The 17173-nt window shown below is 70.5% G+C and carries 16 protein-coding genes and 1 tRNA gene; 11 read left to right on the top strand and 6 right to left on the bottom strand.

Annotated elements, in window-relative coordinates; genetic code table 11:
• Nucleotides 1-10 precede the first annotated feature (10 nt).
• The 3 genes from CK206_RS02790 to CK206_RS02800 all read right to left on the bottom strand — a co-directional run bounded on the left by CK206_RS02790 (nucleotide 11) and on the right by CK206_RS02800 (nucleotide 1204).
• Complete coding sequence (locus CK206_RS02790; RefSeq protein WP_096905472.1) at nucleotides 11-664, bottom strand: hypothetical protein; 654 nt, start codon at nucleotides 662-664, stop codon at nucleotides 11-13.
• Nucleotides 661-1029 (bottom strand): TfoX/Sxy family protein, encoded by a 369-nt coding sequence (locus tag CK206_RS02795; RefSeq protein ID WP_096905473.1) that lies wholly within the window; start codon nucleotides 1027-1029, stop codon nucleotides 661-663. Before CK206_RS02795 ends, CK206_RS02790 begins: the two co-directional genes overlap by 4 nt.
• 90 nt (nucleotides 1030-1119) lie before the next feature.
• Nucleotides 1120-1204 (bottom strand) — tRNA-Leu (locus CK206_RS02800).
• A 201-nt stretch (nucleotides 1205-1405) separates the two neighbouring features.
• On the opposite strand from CK206_RS02800, the gene CK206_RS02805 reads away from it, so the two are divergent.
• Complete coding sequence (locus CK206_RS02805; protein ID WP_067714407.1) at nucleotides 1406-1948, top strand: YbhB/YbcL family Raf kinase inhibitor-like protein; 543 nt, start codon at nucleotides 1406-1408, stop codon at nucleotides 1946-1948.
• Nucleotides 1949-1961: 13 nt separating this feature from the next.
• On the opposite strand, the gene CK206_RS02810 is transcribed toward CK206_RS02805, so the two are convergent.
• Both CK206_RS02810 and CK206_RS02815 read right to left on the bottom strand, forming a co-directional pair.
• Nucleotides 1962-3029 carry a quinone-dependent dihydroorotate dehydrogenase gene (locus CK206_RS02810; protein WP_096905474.1) on the bottom strand — a complete coding sequence of 356 codons (1068 nt, stop codon included), beginning with the start codon at nucleotides 3027-3029 and terminating at the stop codon, nucleotides 1962-1964.
• Between the two features lie 49 nt (nucleotides 3030-3078).
• Complete coding sequence (locus CK206_RS02815; protein ID WP_173674756.1) at nucleotides 3079-4080, bottom strand: hypothetical protein; 1002 nt, start codon at nucleotides 4078-4080, stop codon at nucleotides 3079-3081.
• 205 nt (nucleotides 4081-4285) lie between these two features.
• Between CK206_RS02815 and CK206_RS02820 the strand changes: the two genes are divergently transcribed.
• Genes CK206_RS02820 through mshC form a run of 5 tightly spaced genes read left to right on the top strand, consistent with a single transcriptional unit; the run spans nucleotide 4286 to nucleotide 8578 of the window.
• On the top strand, nucleotides 4286-5131 hold the full coding sequence (locus CK206_RS02820; protein ID WP_194307203.1) for an undecaprenyl-diphosphate phosphatase: 846 nt from the start codon (nucleotides 4286-4288) through the stop codon (nucleotides 5129-5131).
• A 56-nt stretch (nucleotides 5132-5187) separates the two neighbouring features.
• The gene (locus CK206_RS02825; RefSeq protein WP_096905476.1) at nucleotides 5188-5892 is read left to right on the top strand and encodes a histidine phosphatase family protein; all 705 of its coding nucleotides are present in this window, start codon (nucleotides 5188-5190) and stop codon (nucleotides 5890-5892) included.
• 40 nt (nucleotides 5893-5932) lie between these two features.
• Nucleotides 5933-6520 (top strand): DUF3090 domain-containing protein, encoded by a 588-nt coding sequence (locus CK206_RS02830; protein WP_096905477.1) that lies wholly within the window; start codon nucleotides 5933-5935, stop codon nucleotides 6518-6520.
• Complete coding sequence (locus tag CK206_RS02835; RefSeq protein WP_096905478.1) at nucleotides 6517-7299, top strand: SCO1664 family protein; 783 nt, start codon at nucleotides 6517-6519, stop codon at nucleotides 7297-7299. The genes CK206_RS02830 and CK206_RS02835 overlap by 4 nt, the downstream gene beginning before the upstream one ends.
• A gap of 25 nt (nucleotides 7300-7324) precedes the next feature.
• Entirely contained in the window at nucleotides 7325-8578 is a 1254-nt protein-coding gene (mshC, locus tag CK206_RS02840; RefSeq protein ID WP_096905479.1) for a cysteine--1-D-myo-inosityl 2-amino-2-deoxy-alpha-D-glucopyranoside ligase, read from the top strand.
• 80 nt (nucleotides 8579-8658) lie between these two features.
• Here the strand turns inward: mshC and CK206_RS02845 are convergent, their stop codons facing one another.
• Nucleotides 8659-9585 (bottom strand): PAC2 family protein, encoded by a 927-nt coding sequence (locus tag CK206_RS02845; RefSeq protein WP_067714429.1) that lies wholly within the window; start codon nucleotides 9583-9585, stop codon nucleotides 8659-8661.
• A gap of 49 nt (nucleotides 9586-9634) precedes the next feature.
• On the opposite strand from CK206_RS02845, the gene metH reads away from it, so the two are divergent.
• The 5 genes from metH (at nucleotide 9635) to hisG (ending at nucleotide 17163) form a co-directional block, all read left to right on the top strand.
• On the top strand, nucleotides 9635-13195 hold the full coding sequence (gene metH, locus CK206_RS02850) for a methionine synthase (RefSeq protein ID WP_096905480.1): 3561 nt from the start codon (nucleotides 9635-9637) through the stop codon (nucleotides 13193-13195).
• Between the two features lie 185 nt (nucleotides 13196-13380).
• Nucleotides 13381-15282, top strand: coding sequence for a heavy metal translocating P-type ATPase (locus CK206_RS02855; RefSeq protein ID WP_254050461.1), 1902 nt, complete (start codon nucleotides 13381-13383; stop codon nucleotides 15280-15282).
• A 3-nt stretch (nucleotides 15283-15285) separates the two neighbouring features.
• Nucleotides 15286-16002, top strand: a complete 717-nt coding sequence (locus CK206_RS02860) for an HAD family phosphatase (protein ID WP_096905482.1) — start codon at nucleotides 15286-15288, stop codon at nucleotides 16000-16002.
• Nucleotides 15999-16262 (top strand): phosphoribosyl-ATP diphosphatase, encoded by a 264-nt coding sequence (locus tag CK206_RS02865; protein ID WP_096905483.1) that lies wholly within the window; start codon nucleotides 15999-16001, stop codon nucleotides 16260-16262. The genes CK206_RS02860 and CK206_RS02865 overlap by 4 nt, the downstream gene beginning before the upstream one ends.
• A gap of 49 nt (nucleotides 16263-16311) precedes the next feature.
• A complete protein-coding gene (gene hisG / locus CK206_RS02870) occupies nucleotides 16312-17163 on the top strand; it encodes an ATP phosphoribosyltransferase (protein WP_067714440.1) in 852 nt (283 codons plus the stop codon).
• Nucleotides 17164-17173 lie beyond the last annotated feature (10 nt).

Genomic DNA, 17173 nt, shown 5'->3' on the forward strand with positions numbered 1-17173 from the left:
TGGTCAGCCCCTAAACCGTCCGCCCCCGCAGGGTGGACACGTCGCCGGCACGCAACCCGGTGAGCACGTGCTCCACCGCCCGCAGGTGATGGTCCCGCCCGGAGAGGACGGCGGTGGGGGCGAAGCCGTGGCCCGCGGCGTACGCCTCGGACACCAGCTGGGCGTGGGCCTCCACGGGCAGCACGCCCGGGCCCTGGCCGGCGGGGGCGTCGTGGACGACGCGGGCGAATGCCGCCCGCCAGTCGTAGGCGCGCCGGCCCAGGCGGATCTGCTCGCTCAACGACCGCACCACGTAGCGCGGGCCGAGGTACCGGCCCTGCCAGATGTGGGTCAGTTCGTGCACCAGGGTCGGGGTGGCCCGTAGCCGCGTGGGGCCGGGGTCGGTCATGACCACGATCCCGGGGTCGGCGCCGAGATAGATCAGGCCCGGCAGCGCAAACGCACGCCGGTGTGGGACTCCCGGAACGTGGCCGCGGCGGATCACGACCGGCGTGGGGTCGATCGTGCCCGCGAAGAACCCGTCGAGATCGGCGCGGACCTCCGACGGCAGGTCCAGGGGCGGCGGAGCCAGCCCCAGGGCGTCCAGGCCCCGGTCTGCGGCGCGGGCGGCAGCTGCCAGGGCCCGTCCCGCCGCATCGCCCGGTCGGCCGGCGCTCGCCCTCACGGCGTCCCGCCGGTGACCGAACGGTTGTACTCCAGGGCCGGCGCGAGCCACCCGGCCACCTGATCGTCCGTCGCGATCGACGACGGCTCCACGGTGATCCACCCGGGCCCCATGTCCCGCCCGGCGCCCATCTCGGCCCGGATCGCGCCGGGCAGGGCCATGAGCTCATCGTGCCGGTCGGGGGAGACCCTCACGAGCAGTGACCCGTCCCGTCCGGCGCTGACCGCGATCTTCTCGGACACCATGACGCAGTGGCCGCCGAACATCGACACCTCGCGGGTCACCGGCTCATCGACGAGGAGTTCGCGCAGGCGGTCGATGAGCTGCTGCTGAGCGGGGGGCGGTGTGCGGGGTGTGCGGGCCATCGGGCGACCTCCCCAGCAAAACTCACCCAGAAACAAGTGGGCCCCGGATCCTCACGGATCCGGGGCCACTTCTACTGTCTCGACACAGTGTGCGCGAGGGGGACTTGAACCCCCACGTCCGTTAATAGGACACTAGCACCTCAAGCTAGCGCGTCTGCCATTCCGCCACTCGCGCTCGCACACTGGTGACCTCCACCGGCTCGTGTCCGGCTTGGTCGTGCGAGGAATGACATTAGCCGATGCCCGAACCGTGGACCAAATCGGGGTCCCGCCGCGGCTCCCACCGCCGGGTCATCGCTGGTAGACAGGGCTGGTAGACAGGGACGTGACCGGATGGAGGACCACTCCACACCGCCACGATCGCAGGAGGATGACGATGACCGACTTCCGTGTGCCCGACCCCTACGCCGCACTCCCGGATCTACCGGCCCTCGAGGTGACGAGCGAGTCGTTCACCGAGGGTGCCACCCTGTCGGCCGCGCAGCTCGGCGGGAAGATGGGTGTCGAGGGCGGCGAGGACAGGTCGCCACAGGTGAGCTGGAGCGCGGGTCCGGAGGGTACGAGGACCTACGTGGTCACCGTCTTCGACCCGGACGCCCCCACCGCGTCGGGCTTCTGGCACTGGTCGGTGGCCAACATCCCGGCAGAGGTGACCTCACTGCCCGAGGGCGCGTGCACGGGCGACGACACCTCGGGCCTCCCCGAGGGCGCGGTCGTGGTCCGCAACGACGCCGGCTTCAAGGGCTTCGTGGGCGCGGCCCCGCCGGCGGGCCACGGGCCGCACCGCTACATCCTCGCCGTCCACGCGGTGGGCGACGAGATCGAGCTCGGTGACGACGCCTCGTGCGCGTTCGTCGGGTTCAACCTGTTCGGCCAGGGCCTGGCCCGCGGCACGGTGACGGGGATCTTCGAGCAGTAGCGCTCAGTAGCGCTCAGCGCACCGCCGAGCCGACGGCCTCCGCCAGGGACCCGAACCCGCCCTGGCGGAGGCGCTTGGCCACCAACCGGTTGGTGCCGCGCAGGAGCGTGGGTCCGGTGAAGATGAACCCGGTGTAGGTCTGGACGAGGTTCGCGCCGTGGGTGATGCGGTCCCAGACGTCCTCGGGCGTCTCGATGCCACCGACGGAGATGATGACGATGCGGCCGCCTGCGCGTCCGTGGATCCGCGAGAGGACCTCCCGCGACCGGGCGGCGACCGGCGCGCCGGAGATGCCCCCGGCGCCCAGTGCCTCGACCGCCGCGGCGGGGGTCCGCAGTCCGTCACGCGAGATGGTGGTGTTGGTGGCGACGATGCCCGCCAGCCCCAGTTCCAGCACGAGGTCCGTCACCGCGTCGATGTCCGCGTCGTCCAGGTCGGGCGCGATCTTCACCAGGACGGGGATCGTGGCCACGTCCCGCACCGCCGCGAGGATGGGCCGGAGCGACTCGACGGCCTGCAGATCCCGTAGACCGGGAGTGTTGGGGGAGCTGACGTTGACGACGAGGTAGTCGGCGAGACCCGTGAGCATCGTCGCCGAGGCCACGTAGTCGCGGACCGCGTCCTCCGCGGGGACCACCTTGGTCTTGCCGATGTTGATCCCCACCGGGTCACTGCTGCGGCGCCGACGGAGGTTGTTGGCCGCGTTACCGGCCCCGTGGTTGTTGAACCCCATCCGGTTGAGGATCGCCCGGTCCTCGACGAGCCGGAACAGGCGCGGGGTGGGATTGCCCGGTTGGGGAGAGGCGGTCACGGTGCCCACCTCGCTGAACCCGAAGCCGATCGCGCCCCACGAGTCCACGGCGGCGGCGTTCTTGTCGAACCCGGCCGCCAACCCGAGCGGGCCGGGGAAGGTACGACCGAGCACCTCCTGGGCGAGCACGGGGTCCCGCACACCCAGGATCCGGCGAGCCACGGCACCGAGCGGGGGCACCAGGGTCAGGAGCTTGAGCAGGCCGAACACCAGGTGGTGGATCCGCTCCGCGGGAAAGCGGAACAGCACCTTCTTGAGCAGTGCGTACACGGTCCTCCTCGGTGAACGTCCCCGGGCGGGACGTGGGTCTTCTGGGCGATCAGCTCGCCGGCTCGGTGAGGGTCGGTCGGATGAGGTGCAGTCCCGCCCCGTCCGCGGAACCGACCACCACCGTCCCCGAGTCGGTGACCGCCAGCGAGTCGGGCTGGCGCACCGTCGGGATGTCCGCGCGCTGGATACCGACGCCGTCGCCGAGATCGTACGCCTGGACGGTGTTCGTCCCCGTGGAGGTGACCCAGACGAGTCCTCTGGACGTGTCCTCCGCCACCGCCCACGGGGCCGCGGCGACGGGGAACTGCTGATGCAGCCGGACGGGCGAGGTCGAGTACACCAGCAGGGTCCCGCCGACCGTGTCGCTGGCCACCACGGAACGCTCGCCGAACTCGTCGAGCTGACCCGCCCCCTTGCCGGCACGCAGGAGCGGCCCGGCGTTGTCCGAGTCGAGGTCGATGCTGGCGATGACGGTGTCGGGGCGGCTCAGGGCCGTCACCGAGCCGTCCCGGGCGACGCTGATCCGGTCCACGGCGGTCAGCCCGCCGATGCGACGCTGCTCGGCACCGTCGGCGTCGCGCACGACGATCTCGCCCTCCGGGGTGCCGGTCAGTAGTCGACCGTCCGTGGTCAGCGCGGCCGCGGTGACCGGGCCCAGCCCGGTGATCTCACGGACCTGCCCGGTGGCCGACACCAGGACGACGCCGTCGGAGTGGGGGACCAGCACCGTGCCGTCGTGCGCGGCCGAGACATCGCCGGCACCCGGGGGCAGCGGCACGGAGTCCTCCTCCACCCAGCGGGTGCCGTCGATTCGACCGATCTCCAGCGACGGCGGGTCGTCGACCCGGGCGATGACCCGGTCACCCACCGCGACGAGGGAGCGGACCGAGCCGGGAACCGGGATCACGTCACCCCCGGCGGGGTCGGAGACCTGCGGCGACTCCGCGGGGGAGGCGTTGCCCTGGGCGATTCTGTTCTGCTCCTCGAGCTCCGCGGTGGGCGAGGAGCAGGCGGTCAGTGCGATCGCCAGGGCGAGGAGGGCGGCGGGCATGCCGGAACGGTGGAGGACACGTCGGTGCACGGTGTTCCTTTCGACTGCCCGCCATTGTCCACCACGCGGGTGCTCGGGCACCGTCCAGGTCCGGGCGACTACTCTCGCTGGGTGCGGTGACGCGATCCGCGTCCGATCCGCCGGAACCCGAGAGGAAACAGCGCACGTGAACACATCGGTCCTCGCCGCGCCCACCGCGGAAGGGATGTCCTGGCTCCAGGTCGTCGTGCTCTCGGTGCTCCAGGGCCTCACCGAGTTCCTGCCGGTGTCGTCGTCCGGCCACCTACGGATCTTCTCCACCTGGTTCTTCGGCGAGGACGCGGGCGCGTCCTTCACCGCCGTGGTCCAGCTGGGCACCGAGGCCGCGGTGCTGGTGTTCTTCTTCAAGGACATCGTGCGCATCCTCGTCGCCTGGTTCCGGGGCGTGTTCGACTCCGAGCACCGCGCCGACCCGGATTACCGCCTGGGGTGGTTCGTCATCGTCGGGTCGGTCCCGATCGCGCTCATCGGTTTCGTCGGCAAGGACTTCATCCGTGACGCCGCGCGGAATCTCTGGATCACCGCCATCGTGCTCATCGTCTTCTCCTTCGTGTTCCTGCTCGCCGAGAGGTTCGGCCGGCAGGACCGCCCCGTCGACGCCAAATCGCTCGAGGGTCTGACGATGAAGGACGCGATCGTCATGGGGCTGGCCCAGTGTCTGGCGCTCATCCCGGGCGTGAGCCGCTCCGGGGGCACGATCTCCGCCGGCCTGTTCCTCAACATGTCGCGTGAGGCCGCGGCGCGGTTCTCGTTCCTGCTGGCCATCCCCGCCGTCCTCGCCTCGGGCCTGTTCAGCCTCCCCGACGCGTTCGAACCGTCGGTGGGGCAGTCGGCGAGCGGATTCCAGCTCCTCGTGGGGTCGGCGATCGCGTTCGTCATCGGGTACGCCGCCATCGCCTGGCTCCTGAGGTTCGTGCAGAACCACTCGCTCGCCTGGTTCGCCGGGTACCGCATCCTCCTCGGCGCCCTGGTGATGATCCTGCTCGGCACCGGCACGATCCCCGCGACCTGACCGGGGCCGCCGCCCGGCCGGTGACCGACCCGGCGGGCCGTCGGTAATCTTCCCGTATGACCGTCATCCTGCTCCGGCACGGCCGATCCACCGCCAACACCGCCCTCACGTTGGCAGGCCGTACACCGGGGGTCGGCCTCGACGACACCGGCCACGCCCAGGCCGCGGAACTCGGCCGTCGGCTCGGGGAACTGCCCGTCGAGGCGGTCGTCCGGTCGCCCCTCATGCGGTGCCGTCAGACCGTCGAACCCCTGGCGCGGTCGCTGGGCGTGGAGCCGCTGGTCGACGAGGGGCTGGTCGAGGTCGACTACGGCTCCTGGACGGGCCGACCACTCAAGGACCTCGCCTCCGAGCACCTGTGGTCGGTGGTCCAGCAGCACCCCTCGTCGGCGGTCTTCCCGGACGGGGAGTCCCTGGCCGGGATGGCCGGTCGGGCGGTGACCGCCATCCGTCGCCACGACCAGCGCCTGGCGGAGGAGGCGGATCGCGACGTGCTGTGGGTGGCGTGTAGCCACGGCGACGTCATCAAGGCGGTGATCGCGGACGCCTACGGGATGCACCTGGACCAGTTCCAGCGGATCGTGGTGGAACCCGCGTCGGTGTCCGTGGTCCGGTACACGCCACACCGCCCGTTCGTGCTCCGGGTCAACGACACCGGCGGCGACCTGGCGGGTCTCCGCGGGGACCCGGCCGGCCGGGTCGGCGACGCCACGGCGGGGCACGCCAGCTCGGACGCCGTCCCCGGCGGGAACGTAGCCTGATGATCCGCACCACCATCCACCCCACGAGGAGACCACCCGCATGAGCAGGGCAGTGCACGAGTTCCGCGACCCGACCCGGTTCGTGGTGGGCACGGTCGGCCAGCCGGGCGAGCGCGTCTTCTTCGTCCAGGCCACCGAGTCGGGCCGGACCATCTCGGTGCGGTGCGAGAAGCAGCAGGCCCAGATCCTGTCCGAGAGGATGGGCGACCTGCTCGACGAGATCGCCGCCAAGTCCGACGTCCCGATCCCGCCGGCCGGCGGCGTCGTGGATGATCTCGACCCGCTCGAGATGCCGGTCGACGCCGAGTTCCAGGTGGGCACCATGGGGCTCGGCTGGGACGGGGAGCACTCCAAGATCGTGGTGGAGTTGTTGGCGATGGACCCGTCCGCCACAGACGAGTCGGTGGTGCTGTCGGACGCCGAGGACGCGCCGGACGCGCTGCGCGTCTTCCTCACCCCCCAGCGCGCCCGGCAGTTCGTGCTCCGCAGCGAGAAGGTCGTCTCCGCCGGCCGTGCCCCGTGCCCGCTGTGCGGCGAACCGATCGACACCACCGGCCACCTGTGCGTCCGCCTCAACGGTTACCTCCCGCGGTCCGATGAGGCGCTCACCGACCTCATCGACCCGTGACCGACCGCCCGGTCAGCCCCGAACTCACCGTGCTGTACCGGATCCCGTCCGGCAGCAACGCGGTTTACCACTGCGTGGACGCCCACGGGGACAGCTGGGTCTACAAGCCGTCGGCGGGGGAGCGGCCGCTGATGGACTTCCCCGACGGCAGTCTGGCCGCGCGGGAGATCGCCGCACACGCGGTCTCCGAGGCGTTGGGCTGGGACCTCGTGCCACAGACCGTGGCCGCGCACGGCCCGGGCGGGCCGGGGATGGCCCAGCGCTGGATCGAGGAGATCGATCGCGAGCAACGCTCCGGGCACGACCCGATCGACGTCCACCCCGCCGACGCCGTCCCGGGCGGCCGGGCGGTCGTGCTGCGGGGGGAGGGCGCGCGGGGAGAGGACGTGGTGGTGGCACACGGCACCGACGACCGGCTGCGCCGTATCGCGGTGTTCGACCACGTGGTCAACAACGCCGACCGGAAGGGCGGACACGTCCTCGTCGACGCCGCGGGGGTCGTCTGGGCGATCGACCACGGCCTGTCCTTCCACACCGAGCCCAAGGTGCGCACCGTCCTGTGGGGGTGGGCGGGTCAACCCCTCACCGCCGACGACGTGGCGGGGTTGGAGCGTCTCCGGCGCGACCTGGCAGAGGGCGGCGCACTCGGCGCGGCCCTGTCCGACCTGCTCTCCTCCGCCGAGGTCGAGGCTCTCACCGAGCGCGTCGACACCCTCCTCGCGACCCGGGTGTTCCCCGTTCCCGGCCCCGGCTACCCCTTACCCTGGCCGCTCTTCTGACCGCGTGGTCTCTAGACTCGGCCGCATGCACTCGTGGTCCACGCCTGTCGTCCCCTCGGTCCCCGGCGACGGCGTCCCCCTGAGGTTGTTCGACACGGCCGGCGGGGAGTCCCGCGAGGTGGCGCCGGGGCCCGTCGCACGCATGTACGTCTGCGGGATCACCCCGTACGACACCACCCATCTCGGTCACGCGGCCACCTATCTCACGTTCGACCTCGTCTACCGTCAGCTGCTCGACGCCGGGCACGAGGTCCACTACGTCCAGAACACCACCGATGTCGACGACCCGCTGTTCGAGCGGGCCGAGCGTGACGGCGTCGACTGGCAGGAGCTGGGGGACCGCGAGACCGACCGGTTCCGCGAGGACATGGAGGCGCTCCGGGTCCTCCCGCCGCGTGACTACGTCGCGGCCACCGAGACCATCGACGAGGTTGTGGAGATGGTGGCCGAGCTCCTTGAGCGTGGTCACGCCTACTGCATCGACCCCGCCGTCGACGGCTACTCCGACGTCTACTACCGCCACGGCGCGACCGAGGAGTTCGGGTACGAGTCGGGCTACGACGACGACGAGATGGCCGCCGCCTTCGCCGAGCGCGGTGGCGACCCCGACCGAACCGGCAAGGAACACCCGCTGGATGCGTTGCTGTGGCGCGTCAATCGTCCCGGCGAGCCGGCGTGGCCCTCCCCCTGGGGGGCGGGCCGACCCGGGTGGCACATCGAGTGCTCGGCGATCGCCCGCAACCGACTGGGGATGGAGTTCGACATCCAGGGTGGCGGCAGCGACCTGGCCTTCCCCCACCACGAGTTCTCCGCCGCCCACGCCGAGGCGGCCACGGGGGAGGCGCCCTTCGCCCGTTTCTACGTCCACGCCGCGATGATCGGGCTCGACGGCGTGAAGATGAGCAAGTCGCTCGGCAACCTGGTGCGCGTGCAGGCGCTGCGGGAGGAGGGCGTCGACCCGGCGCTCATCAGGCTCGGCCTGTTCGCCGGGCACTACCGCGTGGACCGGTCCTGGTCCGGGGAGCTCCTCGAGGCCGCCCGTCTCCGATACGACACGTGGAACCGGGCCGTCGCCCGCGGCGCCGGTGCGGACTCGGCGGCCGCGATCACGGCTCTGCGCGAGCGCCTCGCGGACGACCTGGACACGCCCGGGGCGTTGGCCGCGATCGACGCGTGGGCGGAGGCGACGCTGGGCGGTGACGAGGCGGACCCGGCCGCCGGTGTCGCGGTCGCGACCGCCCTGGACGCTCTTCTCGGCATCCCGTCGACCGCCGCCTGACCGGCCGGGCCGGCTGACCTGCTGACCGGCGGGGCCGCCTGCCTGCGGGACGCGGGTGCCGCGTCCCGACCGGCCGCGGGTCACCCGGCGTCGGGCTCGTCCCGCTCGCCCCGCAGGAAGCGCTCGAACTCGGCGGCGATCGCGTCGCCGTCGACCAGCGGCATCGCCTCCCCACCCGACGCGCGGCCGCGGTCGGGCTCCGGGTCGACCCCCGGGGTCACTCCGGAGTCCTCGTCCATCCGGTCCTCGAGGGACTGGATGTAATCGCGGAGGTCCTCGTCCTCGCCCGCGGCTGCGTCGACACGGTCGGCCCACGTCCGCGCCTGCACGCGCAGCGCGTCCATCGGTACCGCCATGCCCAGGTTCTCCGCGATCCAGGACAACATCGCCTCGGTGCCCCGAGGGTTCGGCGGCGAGGCCACGTAGTGGGGGACCCCCGCGAACACACTCAGCGTGGGCACCCCCGCCTCGGTGAGCAGTTGCTGGAGCACCCCGGACATCCCGGTGGGCCCCTCGTAGTCCGACGGTTCGACACCCATCGTCGCCATCCGCTGGCGGCTGAACGCCGCGCCGGTGAGCGGGACCGGACGGGTGTGCGGCACGTCGGCGAGGTAGGCCCCCAGCAGGATCACCTGGGACACCCCGAGGGTGTCGACCAGGTCGACGAACTCCGAGGCGAACCGGCGCCACTTCAGGGCCGGCTCGGGCCCCCGCACCAGCAACACGTCCGCGGCGAACCCGTCCGGTCGACACGCCGACACCACCACCCGGGGCCACTCCACCGAGCGGGACACCCCACCCGAGATCCGGACGACGGGCCGCTGGTCCAGGTAGTCGAAGAACTCGTCACCGCCGACCTCGGCGATCTGGCGGGCCTCCCAGTTCAGGGCGAGGTGTTCGATGGTGCCGGTCGCTACGTCCGCGGCGTCGTTCCAGCCCTCGAAGGCCACGATCATCACCGGGCTCTCCAGATCGAGATGCCCGTCGGGACTCCATTGGACAGTCATTAGTACAGCCTACGTTCGTCCGGTTGTTCCCCACCCATACACTGGGGCCATGTCTGTCGATTTCGATTCGCCCTTATTGGATGCCGCCCGTCGGCGAGTACTGATCGGTGACGGGGCGATGGGCACGATGTTGCAGGCCGTCGACCTCGACGTGGACGCGGACTTCCTGGGCCTGGAGGGCTGCAACGAGATCCTCAACGCCACACGTCCGGACGTCGTGGAGGACATCCACCGGGCGTTCTTCACCGCTGGCGCCGATCTGGTGGAGACCAACACCTTCGGCTGCAACCTGTCCAACCTGGGCGACTACGACATCGTCGACCGGATCGGTGAGCTCGCGGAGAAGGGCGCGGCGATCGCCCGCAAGGTCGCCGACGAGATGGGTCCGTCCGAGGACGGGACCCCCCGGATGGTGCTGGGTTCCCTCGGGCCGGGCACCAAGCTGCCCTCCCTGGGGCAGACCACCTTCGAGGAGATGCGGGACGCGTACGCCCAGGCCGCCGAGGGGCTGGCACGAGGTGGCGCGGACGCCTACCTCATCGAGACGAGCCAGGACCTGCTCCAGGTCAAGGCCGCGGTGCTCGGGTGCCAGGACGGGATGGCCGCCGCCGGCCGGCGGCTGCCGATCATCTCCCACGTCACCATCGAGACCACGGGCACCATGCTGCTCGGCTCGGACATCGGCGCGGCCCTCACCGCGTTGGAGCCGCTGGGCATCGACATGATCGGCCTCAACTGCGCCACGGGTCCGGCCGAGATGATCGAGCACCTGCGGTTCCTGTCCCGGCACGCCGGGATCCCCGTGTCGGTCATGCCCAACGCGGGACTGCCGGAGCTCGGCGAGCACGGCGCCGTCTACCCCCTGGGCGCCGACGCGTTCGCGCCGCAGGTGGCCGATTTCGTCTCCGAGTTCGGCCTGTCGATGGTGGGCGGGTGCTGCGGCACCACCCCCGAGCACATCACCCGCCTGCGCGACGAGGTCCTGGGCCGCGAGAAGGCCGAGCGTCGGGTGGAGCCCGTCAACGCGGTCGCCTCGCTGTACAGCTCGACCCCCCTGCGCGCCGACGCCGGGATCCTCATGATCGGTGAGCGCACCAACGCCAACGGTTCCAAGCGGTTCCGCGAGGCCATGCTCGCCGGCGACTGGGACACCTGCATGGACATCGCCAAGGAGCAGATGCGCGACGGTGCGCAGATGGTCGACCTCTGCGTGGACTACGTCGGCCGGGACGGCTCCGACGACATGAAGGAGTTGGCCGGCCGGCTCGCGACCTCCTCGACGCTGCCGATCATGCTCGACTCGACCGAGCCCGGTGTCATCGAGGCCGGTCTGGAGAAGCTGGGTGGCCGCTGCGCGGTCAACTCGGTCAACTACGAGGACGGCGACGGGCCGGAGTCCCGTTTCCAGCGGATCATGCAGCTGGTCTCCCGCCACGGCGCGGCTGTGGTCGGGCTGACCATCGACGAGGAGGGCCAGGCCCGGACCGCGGATCGCAAGGTCGAGATCGCCGAGCGGCTCATCGCCGACCTCACCGGTAACTGGGGGGTGGCGGAGGAGGACATCATCATCGACTGTCTGACCTTCCCCATCTCGACCGGCCAGGAGGAGGTCCGCCGCGACGGCATCGAGACAATCGAGGCCATCCGCCGGCTCACCGGGTCACACCCGAAGATCCACACCACGCTCGGCTTGTCGAACATCTCGTTCGGCCTCAACCCGGCCGCCCGCCAGGTGCTCAACTCGGTGTTCCTGCACGAGTGCATCCAGGCGGGTCTGGACACCGCGATCGCGCACAGTTCCAAGATCCTGCCCATGAGCAAGATCGACGAGCGCCAGCGGGAGGTCGCCCTCGACCTGGTCTACGACCGTCGCGGTGAGGGATATGACCCCCTCCAGGTGTTCATGGAGCTGTTCGAGGGCGTGTCCGCGGCCGGCGCCAAGGACGCGCGCGCGGCCGAGCTCGCCGCGATGCCGCTCATGGAGCGGCTGTCGGCCAGGATCGTCGACGGCGAGCGCAAGGGACTCGAGGCGGACCTCGACGCCGCGATGGCGGAGATCCCCCCTCTGGAGATCATCAACACCCACCTGCTCGGTGGGATGAAGACCGTGGGTGAGCTCTTCGGGTCCGGTCAGATGCAGCTGCCGTTCGTCCTGCAGTCGGCGGAGACCATGAAGGCCGCGGTCGCCCACCTCGAGCCCCACATGGAGGCCAGCGACGAGGACGGCAAGGGCCGCATCGTCCTCGCCACGGTCAAGGGCGACGTGCACGACATCGGCAAGAACCTCGTGGACATCATCCTGTCCAACAACGGCTACGACGTGGTCAACATCGGCATCAAGCAGCCGATCTCGGAGATCATCTCCGCGGCCCGCGAGCACAAGGCCGACGTGATCGGCATGTCCGGCCTGCTGGTGAAGTCGACCGTCGTGATGAAGGACAACCTCGCCGAGCTCAACTCGGAGGGGATCGCCGGGGAGTTCCCGGTCCTACTCGGCGGTGCCGCGCTGACCCGGTCCTACGTCGAGGTCGATCTCGCCGGGATGTACCAGGGTGAGGTGTTCTACGCGCGGGACGCGTTCGAGGGCCTGCGGCTCATGGACGAGGTGATGACGTCCAAACGGACCGGGGTCCCGATGTCGCAGTCGTCGGAGTCCGCGGCCAAGGCCGAAGAACGCCGCGAGCGCCGCGCTCGCAGTGAGCGGATCGCCGCCAAGCGCGCCGCCGAGGCCGAGCCCGTCGTGGTCCCCGAGCGGTCGGACATCGCGGCCGACCAGCCGATCGCGACCCCTCCGTTCTGGGGGACCCGGATCGCCAAGGGGATCCCGGTGGCGGACTACGCCGGTCACCTGGACGAGCGTGCCCTGTTCTTCGGCCAGTGGGGCCTGCGGGGCACCCGCAGCGGCGACGGGCCGGACTACGAGGAGCTCGTGGCCACCGAGGGCAGGCCCCGCCTGCGTTCGTGGATCGACCGGTTGACCACCGAGAACATCCTGTCCCACTCGGCCGTGGTGTACGGCTACTTCCCGGCCTACTCGGTGGGCGAGGAGATCTGGGTGCTCGCCGAGCCGCGCCCCGACGCCGAGGTGCTCCACAAGATCGCGTTCCCGCGCCAGCAGCGACCGCGCTTCCTGGCCATCCCCGACTTCCTGGCCTCCAAGGAGCGCTGCGAGGCCGAGGGAGTGGTGGACGTGCTGCCGTTCCAGCTGGTCACCATGGGCACGCCCATCGCGGACTTCGCCAACAAGCTGTTCGCCGCGGACAACTATCGGGACTACCTCGAGGTACACGGCCTGTCCGTGCAGCTCACCGAGGCCCTCGCCGAGTTCTGGCACCGACGGGTCCGCGACGAACTCCGCCTGCCCGAGGGCACGGTCTCCGACGAGGACCCGGACAGCATCGAGGAGTACTTCAACCTCAAGTACCGGGGTGCCCGGTACAGCTTCGGCTACGGCGCCTGCCCCGACCTGGAGTCCCGCAAGGTGGTCGTCGATCTGCTCGAGCCCGAGCGCATCGGCGTCGAACTCTCCGAGGAACTGCAGTTGCATCCCGAGCAGTCGACCGACGCGTTCGTGCTGTACCACCCGGAGGCCAAGTACTTCAACGTCTGAGGCGGGCACGCAGGACAGCCTGTCCTTGCTGGTAGAGGCCATATCCGACGGCGGATGATGAAGTCATGCACACCATCGGGCACCGATCTGGCGGTGAATCCACCAGCCCCGCGTCGGCATCGACGCGGGGCCGGGCGGACGGGCCACTCCGCGCCTTCGTCGGCTCTCGCCAGGGGGTACTCGCGATGGCCACCGTCCTGGCCATCGCGATCCACCTCGTGTCGCGCGCGGTCACCGGTCCCGGCGTCTCCACGACGGTCGAGTGGTCGATCCGGGCGCCCCTGGTCGCGGTGGTCGTGGTCGGCGGGGTCCCACTCATCCTCGAGGTACTGCGCTCGGCGGTGAGGAGCGCGGGTGGGGCGGACATGCTCGCCGCCATCTCGATCATCACGGCGGTCGCTCTCGACGAGTGGCTGGTCGCCGCGATCGTCGTCCTCATGCTGTCCGGGGGCGAGGCGCTCGAGGCCGCGGCGTCGCGGAGGGCATCGGCCACCCTCGACGCCCTCGCGCGGCGCAGTCCCACGATCGCGCATCGACTCCGCGGGGACTCTACGGCCGCGGGCGTGGACGACATCCGCGCGGAGGAGGTCCGCGTGGATGACCTCCTCCTCGTCCTGCCTCATGAACTGTGCCCCGTCGACGGCGAGGTCGTGGGTGGCGACGGCGCCATGGACGAGTCGTTCCTGACCGGCGAACCGTACGTCGTGCCGAAGTCACCCGGCTCCCAGGTGCTCTCCGGGTCCGTCAACGGCGAGGTGGCGTTGACCGTCCGGGCCGAACGCCGGGCGGCAGACTCCCGGTACGCGCAGATCGTCGGCGTCCTGCGGGAGGCGGAGGAACACCGGCCCCCGATGCGTCGCCTGGCCGACCGTCTCGGCGCCTGGTACACGCTGGTTGCACTTGCCCTCGGCGTCCTCGGCTGGGCCATCTCGGGCGACCCGACCCGCTTCCTCGCCGTGGTGGTCGTCGCGACCCCGTGTCCACTGCTCATCGGCGTACCGGTCGCCATCATCGGCGCCATCTCGCTGTCCGCCAAGCGTGGGATCATCATCCGGAACCCGGCAATGCTCGAGAACGTCAGCCGGATCGAGACGATGATGTTCGACAAGACGGGCACACTGACCTACGGTCGCCCCGTCCTGACCGAGATCATTCCTCGACCGGGCGCCGATCCGGATGGCGTGCTGGCGACCGCAGCAGCGGTCGAGGTTTACTCCCGTCATCCTCTTGCCCGAGCTGTCGTCGACGCCGCCACCGAACGAGGTCTCGCCATACCACCACTCAGCTCGGTCGCCGAGAAACCCGGCGCCGGACTGGTCGGTGAGGTGGGCGTCCACAGCCTTCGCCTGACCAACCGTCGTGGACTCGCCGCGGTCGACCCCGACGCCGTCGACCTCCTCCCGGAGACGGAGGCCGGTCTGGAATCGATCGTCCTCCTGGACGAACGGTACGCCGCCACCTTCCGGTTCCGGGACGAACCGCGGGCGACCGCAGGCGACTTCATCGCACATCTGCCGCGCTCGCACGGCGTCAAGCACATGATGATCATCTCGGGTGACCGCGAGACCGAGGTCCGCCGGTTGGCGGACCGGGTGGGCATCAGTGAGGTGTACGGCGGGGTCGGCCCCGAGGGCAAACTCGCGATCGTCCGCGAACGCACTGCCACGGGGCCGACGCTGTTCCTCGGGGACGGCATCAACGACGCCCCGGCGATGACGGCCGCGACCGCAGGAGTCGCGTTCGGTGCCACCTCCGACGTGACGTCCGAGGCCGCCGACGCCGTGGTGCTGGATTCCTCACTGGAGCGCCTCGACGACCTGCTCCATATCGGAGCACGTATGCGTCGGATCGCCCTGCAGTCAGCGGTCGGCGGGATGGCCGCCTCCGTGATCGGGATGCTCCTCGCCGTCTTCGGGTTGCTGAGCCCTCTCGCGGGGGCGATCGCGCAGGAGGTCATCGATGTGCTGGCGATCCTCAACTCGGCGCGCGTCGTGATGGTGCCACGGAAGCTCAGTGACTTCGATGCGATCCCGTCGCAATCGGCGCCTCGGGTCACCCCCGGTTCACTTGACTCGGGTAGACAGTAGGCCGTGACCAGCAATTCCTCTGACAGTGTTCCGGCCGCCGTCTGTCTCGACATGGACGGCACCCTCGTCGACACCGAGCGACTGTGGGACATCGCCGTGTACGAGCTCGCCGAGCACCTGGGGCGCCCCCTCGACGAGACGACGCGCGAGAGGACGCTGGGCAACTCCCTCCACGGGTTCTTCGAGATCCTCGGCGAGTACACGGGTCGCCGGATCGTGGGCGAGGAGTTCGACCGCCTCGCCCACCGCTTGAACTCCCGGGTCACCGAGCTGATGCGAACTGATATGAGGTGGCGGCCGGGCGCCGAGGATCTCCTCGCCGATATCGCGTCGACGGGGACTCCGGTCGCGTTGGTCACCAACACCACCGCCGATGTCGCGGTGGTGCCCCTCGAGTTCATCGACCGCTCCCGCTTCGACGTGGTGGTCACCGGGTGCATGGTCACCGAGGCCAAGCCCGCCCCGGACCCGTATCTCCTCGCGTGTGCCCGGCTCGGGGTGGAGCCCGGCTCGGCGGTGGCGGTGGAGGATTCCGTCACCGGCGCGACCGCGGCGGTCGCCGCCGGATGCCGGGTGCTGTACATCCCGTCGACCGACGGCCAGCCCGGCGTCGTCGGGGCCCACACCCACGACACCCTGGAGGGCGTCGACACCGCGGCGCTCCACGGGCTCACCTCCGGCACACCCGTGGGTGCGGCTATGGGACAATCGAGCGTGTGAAGACCTTCGACTCGCTGTTCACCGAGCTGTCCGAGCGCATCACCGCGCGCCCCGAGGGGTCCGGCACCGTCGCCGCGTTCGACAAGGGTGTGCATCAACTGGGCAAGAAGGTCATCGAAGAAGCCGGAGAGGTGTGGATCGCCGCCGAGTACCAGTCCGACGAGGAACTGGCGGAGGAGATCTCGCAGCTCCTGTACTGGACCCAGGTCATGATGCTCAGGCGCGGACTCGGCCTCGAGGACGTCTACCGACATCTCTAGACCCCGCCCCGCGTCCACCCTCACGCTCACAGATCCCGGAGCCCCCGTCATGCTGCGCGTCGCACTGCCCAACAAGGGCGCCCTGTCCGAGTCCGCCTCCGAGATGCTCGCCGAGGCGGGGTACCGCCGTCGGCACGAGGGGAGCAAAGACCTCACGCTGATCGACCCGGACAACGACGTCGAGTTCTTCTTCCTCCGTCCCAAGGACATCGCCGTCTATGTGGGCTCCGGCCGCCTCGAGATGGGCATCACCGGCCGGGATCTGGCCGCGGATTCCATGGCCGAGGTCGATGAGCTCCTCGATCTGGGCTTCGGCCACTCCACCTTCCGCTACGCCGGTCCCGCCGGGGCGGGATGGTCCACCGACCGGCTCGCCGGCGCGCGGATCGCGACCTCGTACCCCAATATCGTGCGTCGGGACCTCCAGCAGCGGGGGGTCGAGGCGGAGGTCATCCGCCTCGACGGCGCCGTGGAGATCTCGATCCAGCTGGGGGTGGCCGACTGCATCGCCGACGTCGTGGGGTCCGGGCGGACGCTCAAGGTCCACGGCCTGGAGGCGTTCGGCGACATCCTGTGCGACTCCTCGGGCGTGCTGATCTCCCGGGCGGACGCCGAGGTATCCGCGGCGATGGCACAGCTCAGGGCGCGCCTGCAGGGTGTGGTGTTCGCCCAGCAGTACATGATGCTCGACTACAACTGCCCCAAGGATCTGCTCGACGAGGTCTCGGCGATCACGCCGGGGATCGAGTCGCCCACGGTCTCGCCGATGGCGGACCCGGCGTGGATCGCCGTCCGGTCGATGGTGCCGCGCAAGCGGGTCAACTCGATCATGGACGAGCTCGCCGCGTCCGGTGCGAAGTCGGTCATCGCGACCGACATCCGTTCCTGCCGAATGGGCTGACAACCACAAG

The organism is Dietzia sp. WMMA184 (assembly GCF_002441635.1).
GTDB classification, from domain to species: domain Bacteria; phylum Actinomycetota; class Actinomycetes; order Mycobacteriales; family Mycobacteriaceae; genus Dietzia; species Dietzia kunjamensis.

What these genes read in the sequence shown, in the direction of transcription:
- CK206_RS02820 (WP_194307203.1), top strand. Translation starts at nt 4,286, where the DNA reads ATGTCCTGGCTCCAGGTCGTCGTGCTCTCGGTGCTCCAGGGCCTCACC.
- CK206_RS02805 (WP_067714407.1), top strand. Translation starts at nt 1,406, where the DNA reads ATGACCGACTTCCGTGTGCCCGACCCCTACGCCGCACTCCCGGATCTA.
- CK206_RS02795 (WP_096905473.1), bottom strand. Translation starts at nt 1,029, where the DNA reads ATGGCCCGCACACCCCGCACACCGCCCCCCGCTCAGCAGCAGCTCATC.
- CK206_RS02815 (WP_173674756.1), bottom strand. Translation starts at nt 4,080, where the DNA reads ATGCCCGCCGCCCTCCTCGCCCTGGCGATCGCACTGACCGCCTGCTCC.
- metH (WP_096905480.1), top strand. Translation starts at nt 9,635, where the DNA reads ATGTCTGTCGATTTCGATTCGCCCTTATTGGATGCCGCCCGTCGGCGA.
- CK206_RS02855 (WP_254050461.1), top strand. Translation starts at nt 13,381, where the DNA reads ATGGCCACCGTCCTGGCCATCGCGATCCACCTCGTGTCGCGCGCGGTC.
- CK206_RS02830 (WP_096905477.1), top strand. Translation starts at nt 5,933, where the DNA reads ATGAGCAGGGCAGTGCACGAGTTCCGCGACCCGACCCGGTTCGTGGTG.
- mshC (WP_096905479.1), top strand. Translation starts at nt 7,325, where the DNA reads ATGCACTCGTGGTCCACGCCTGTCGTCCCCTCGGTCCCCGGCGACGGC.
- CK206_RS02825 (WP_096905476.1), top strand. Translation starts at nt 5,188, where the DNA reads ATGACCGTCATCCTGCTCCGGCACGGCCGATCCACCGCCAACACCGCC.
- hisG (WP_067714440.1), top strand. Translation starts at nt 16,312, where the DNA reads ATGCTGCGCGTCGCACTGCCCAACAAGGGCGCCCTGTCCGAGTCCGCC.
- CK206_RS02845 (WP_067714429.1), bottom strand. Translation starts at nt 9,585, where the DNA reads ATGACTGTCCAATGGAGTCCCGACGGGCATCTCGATCTGGAGAGCCCG.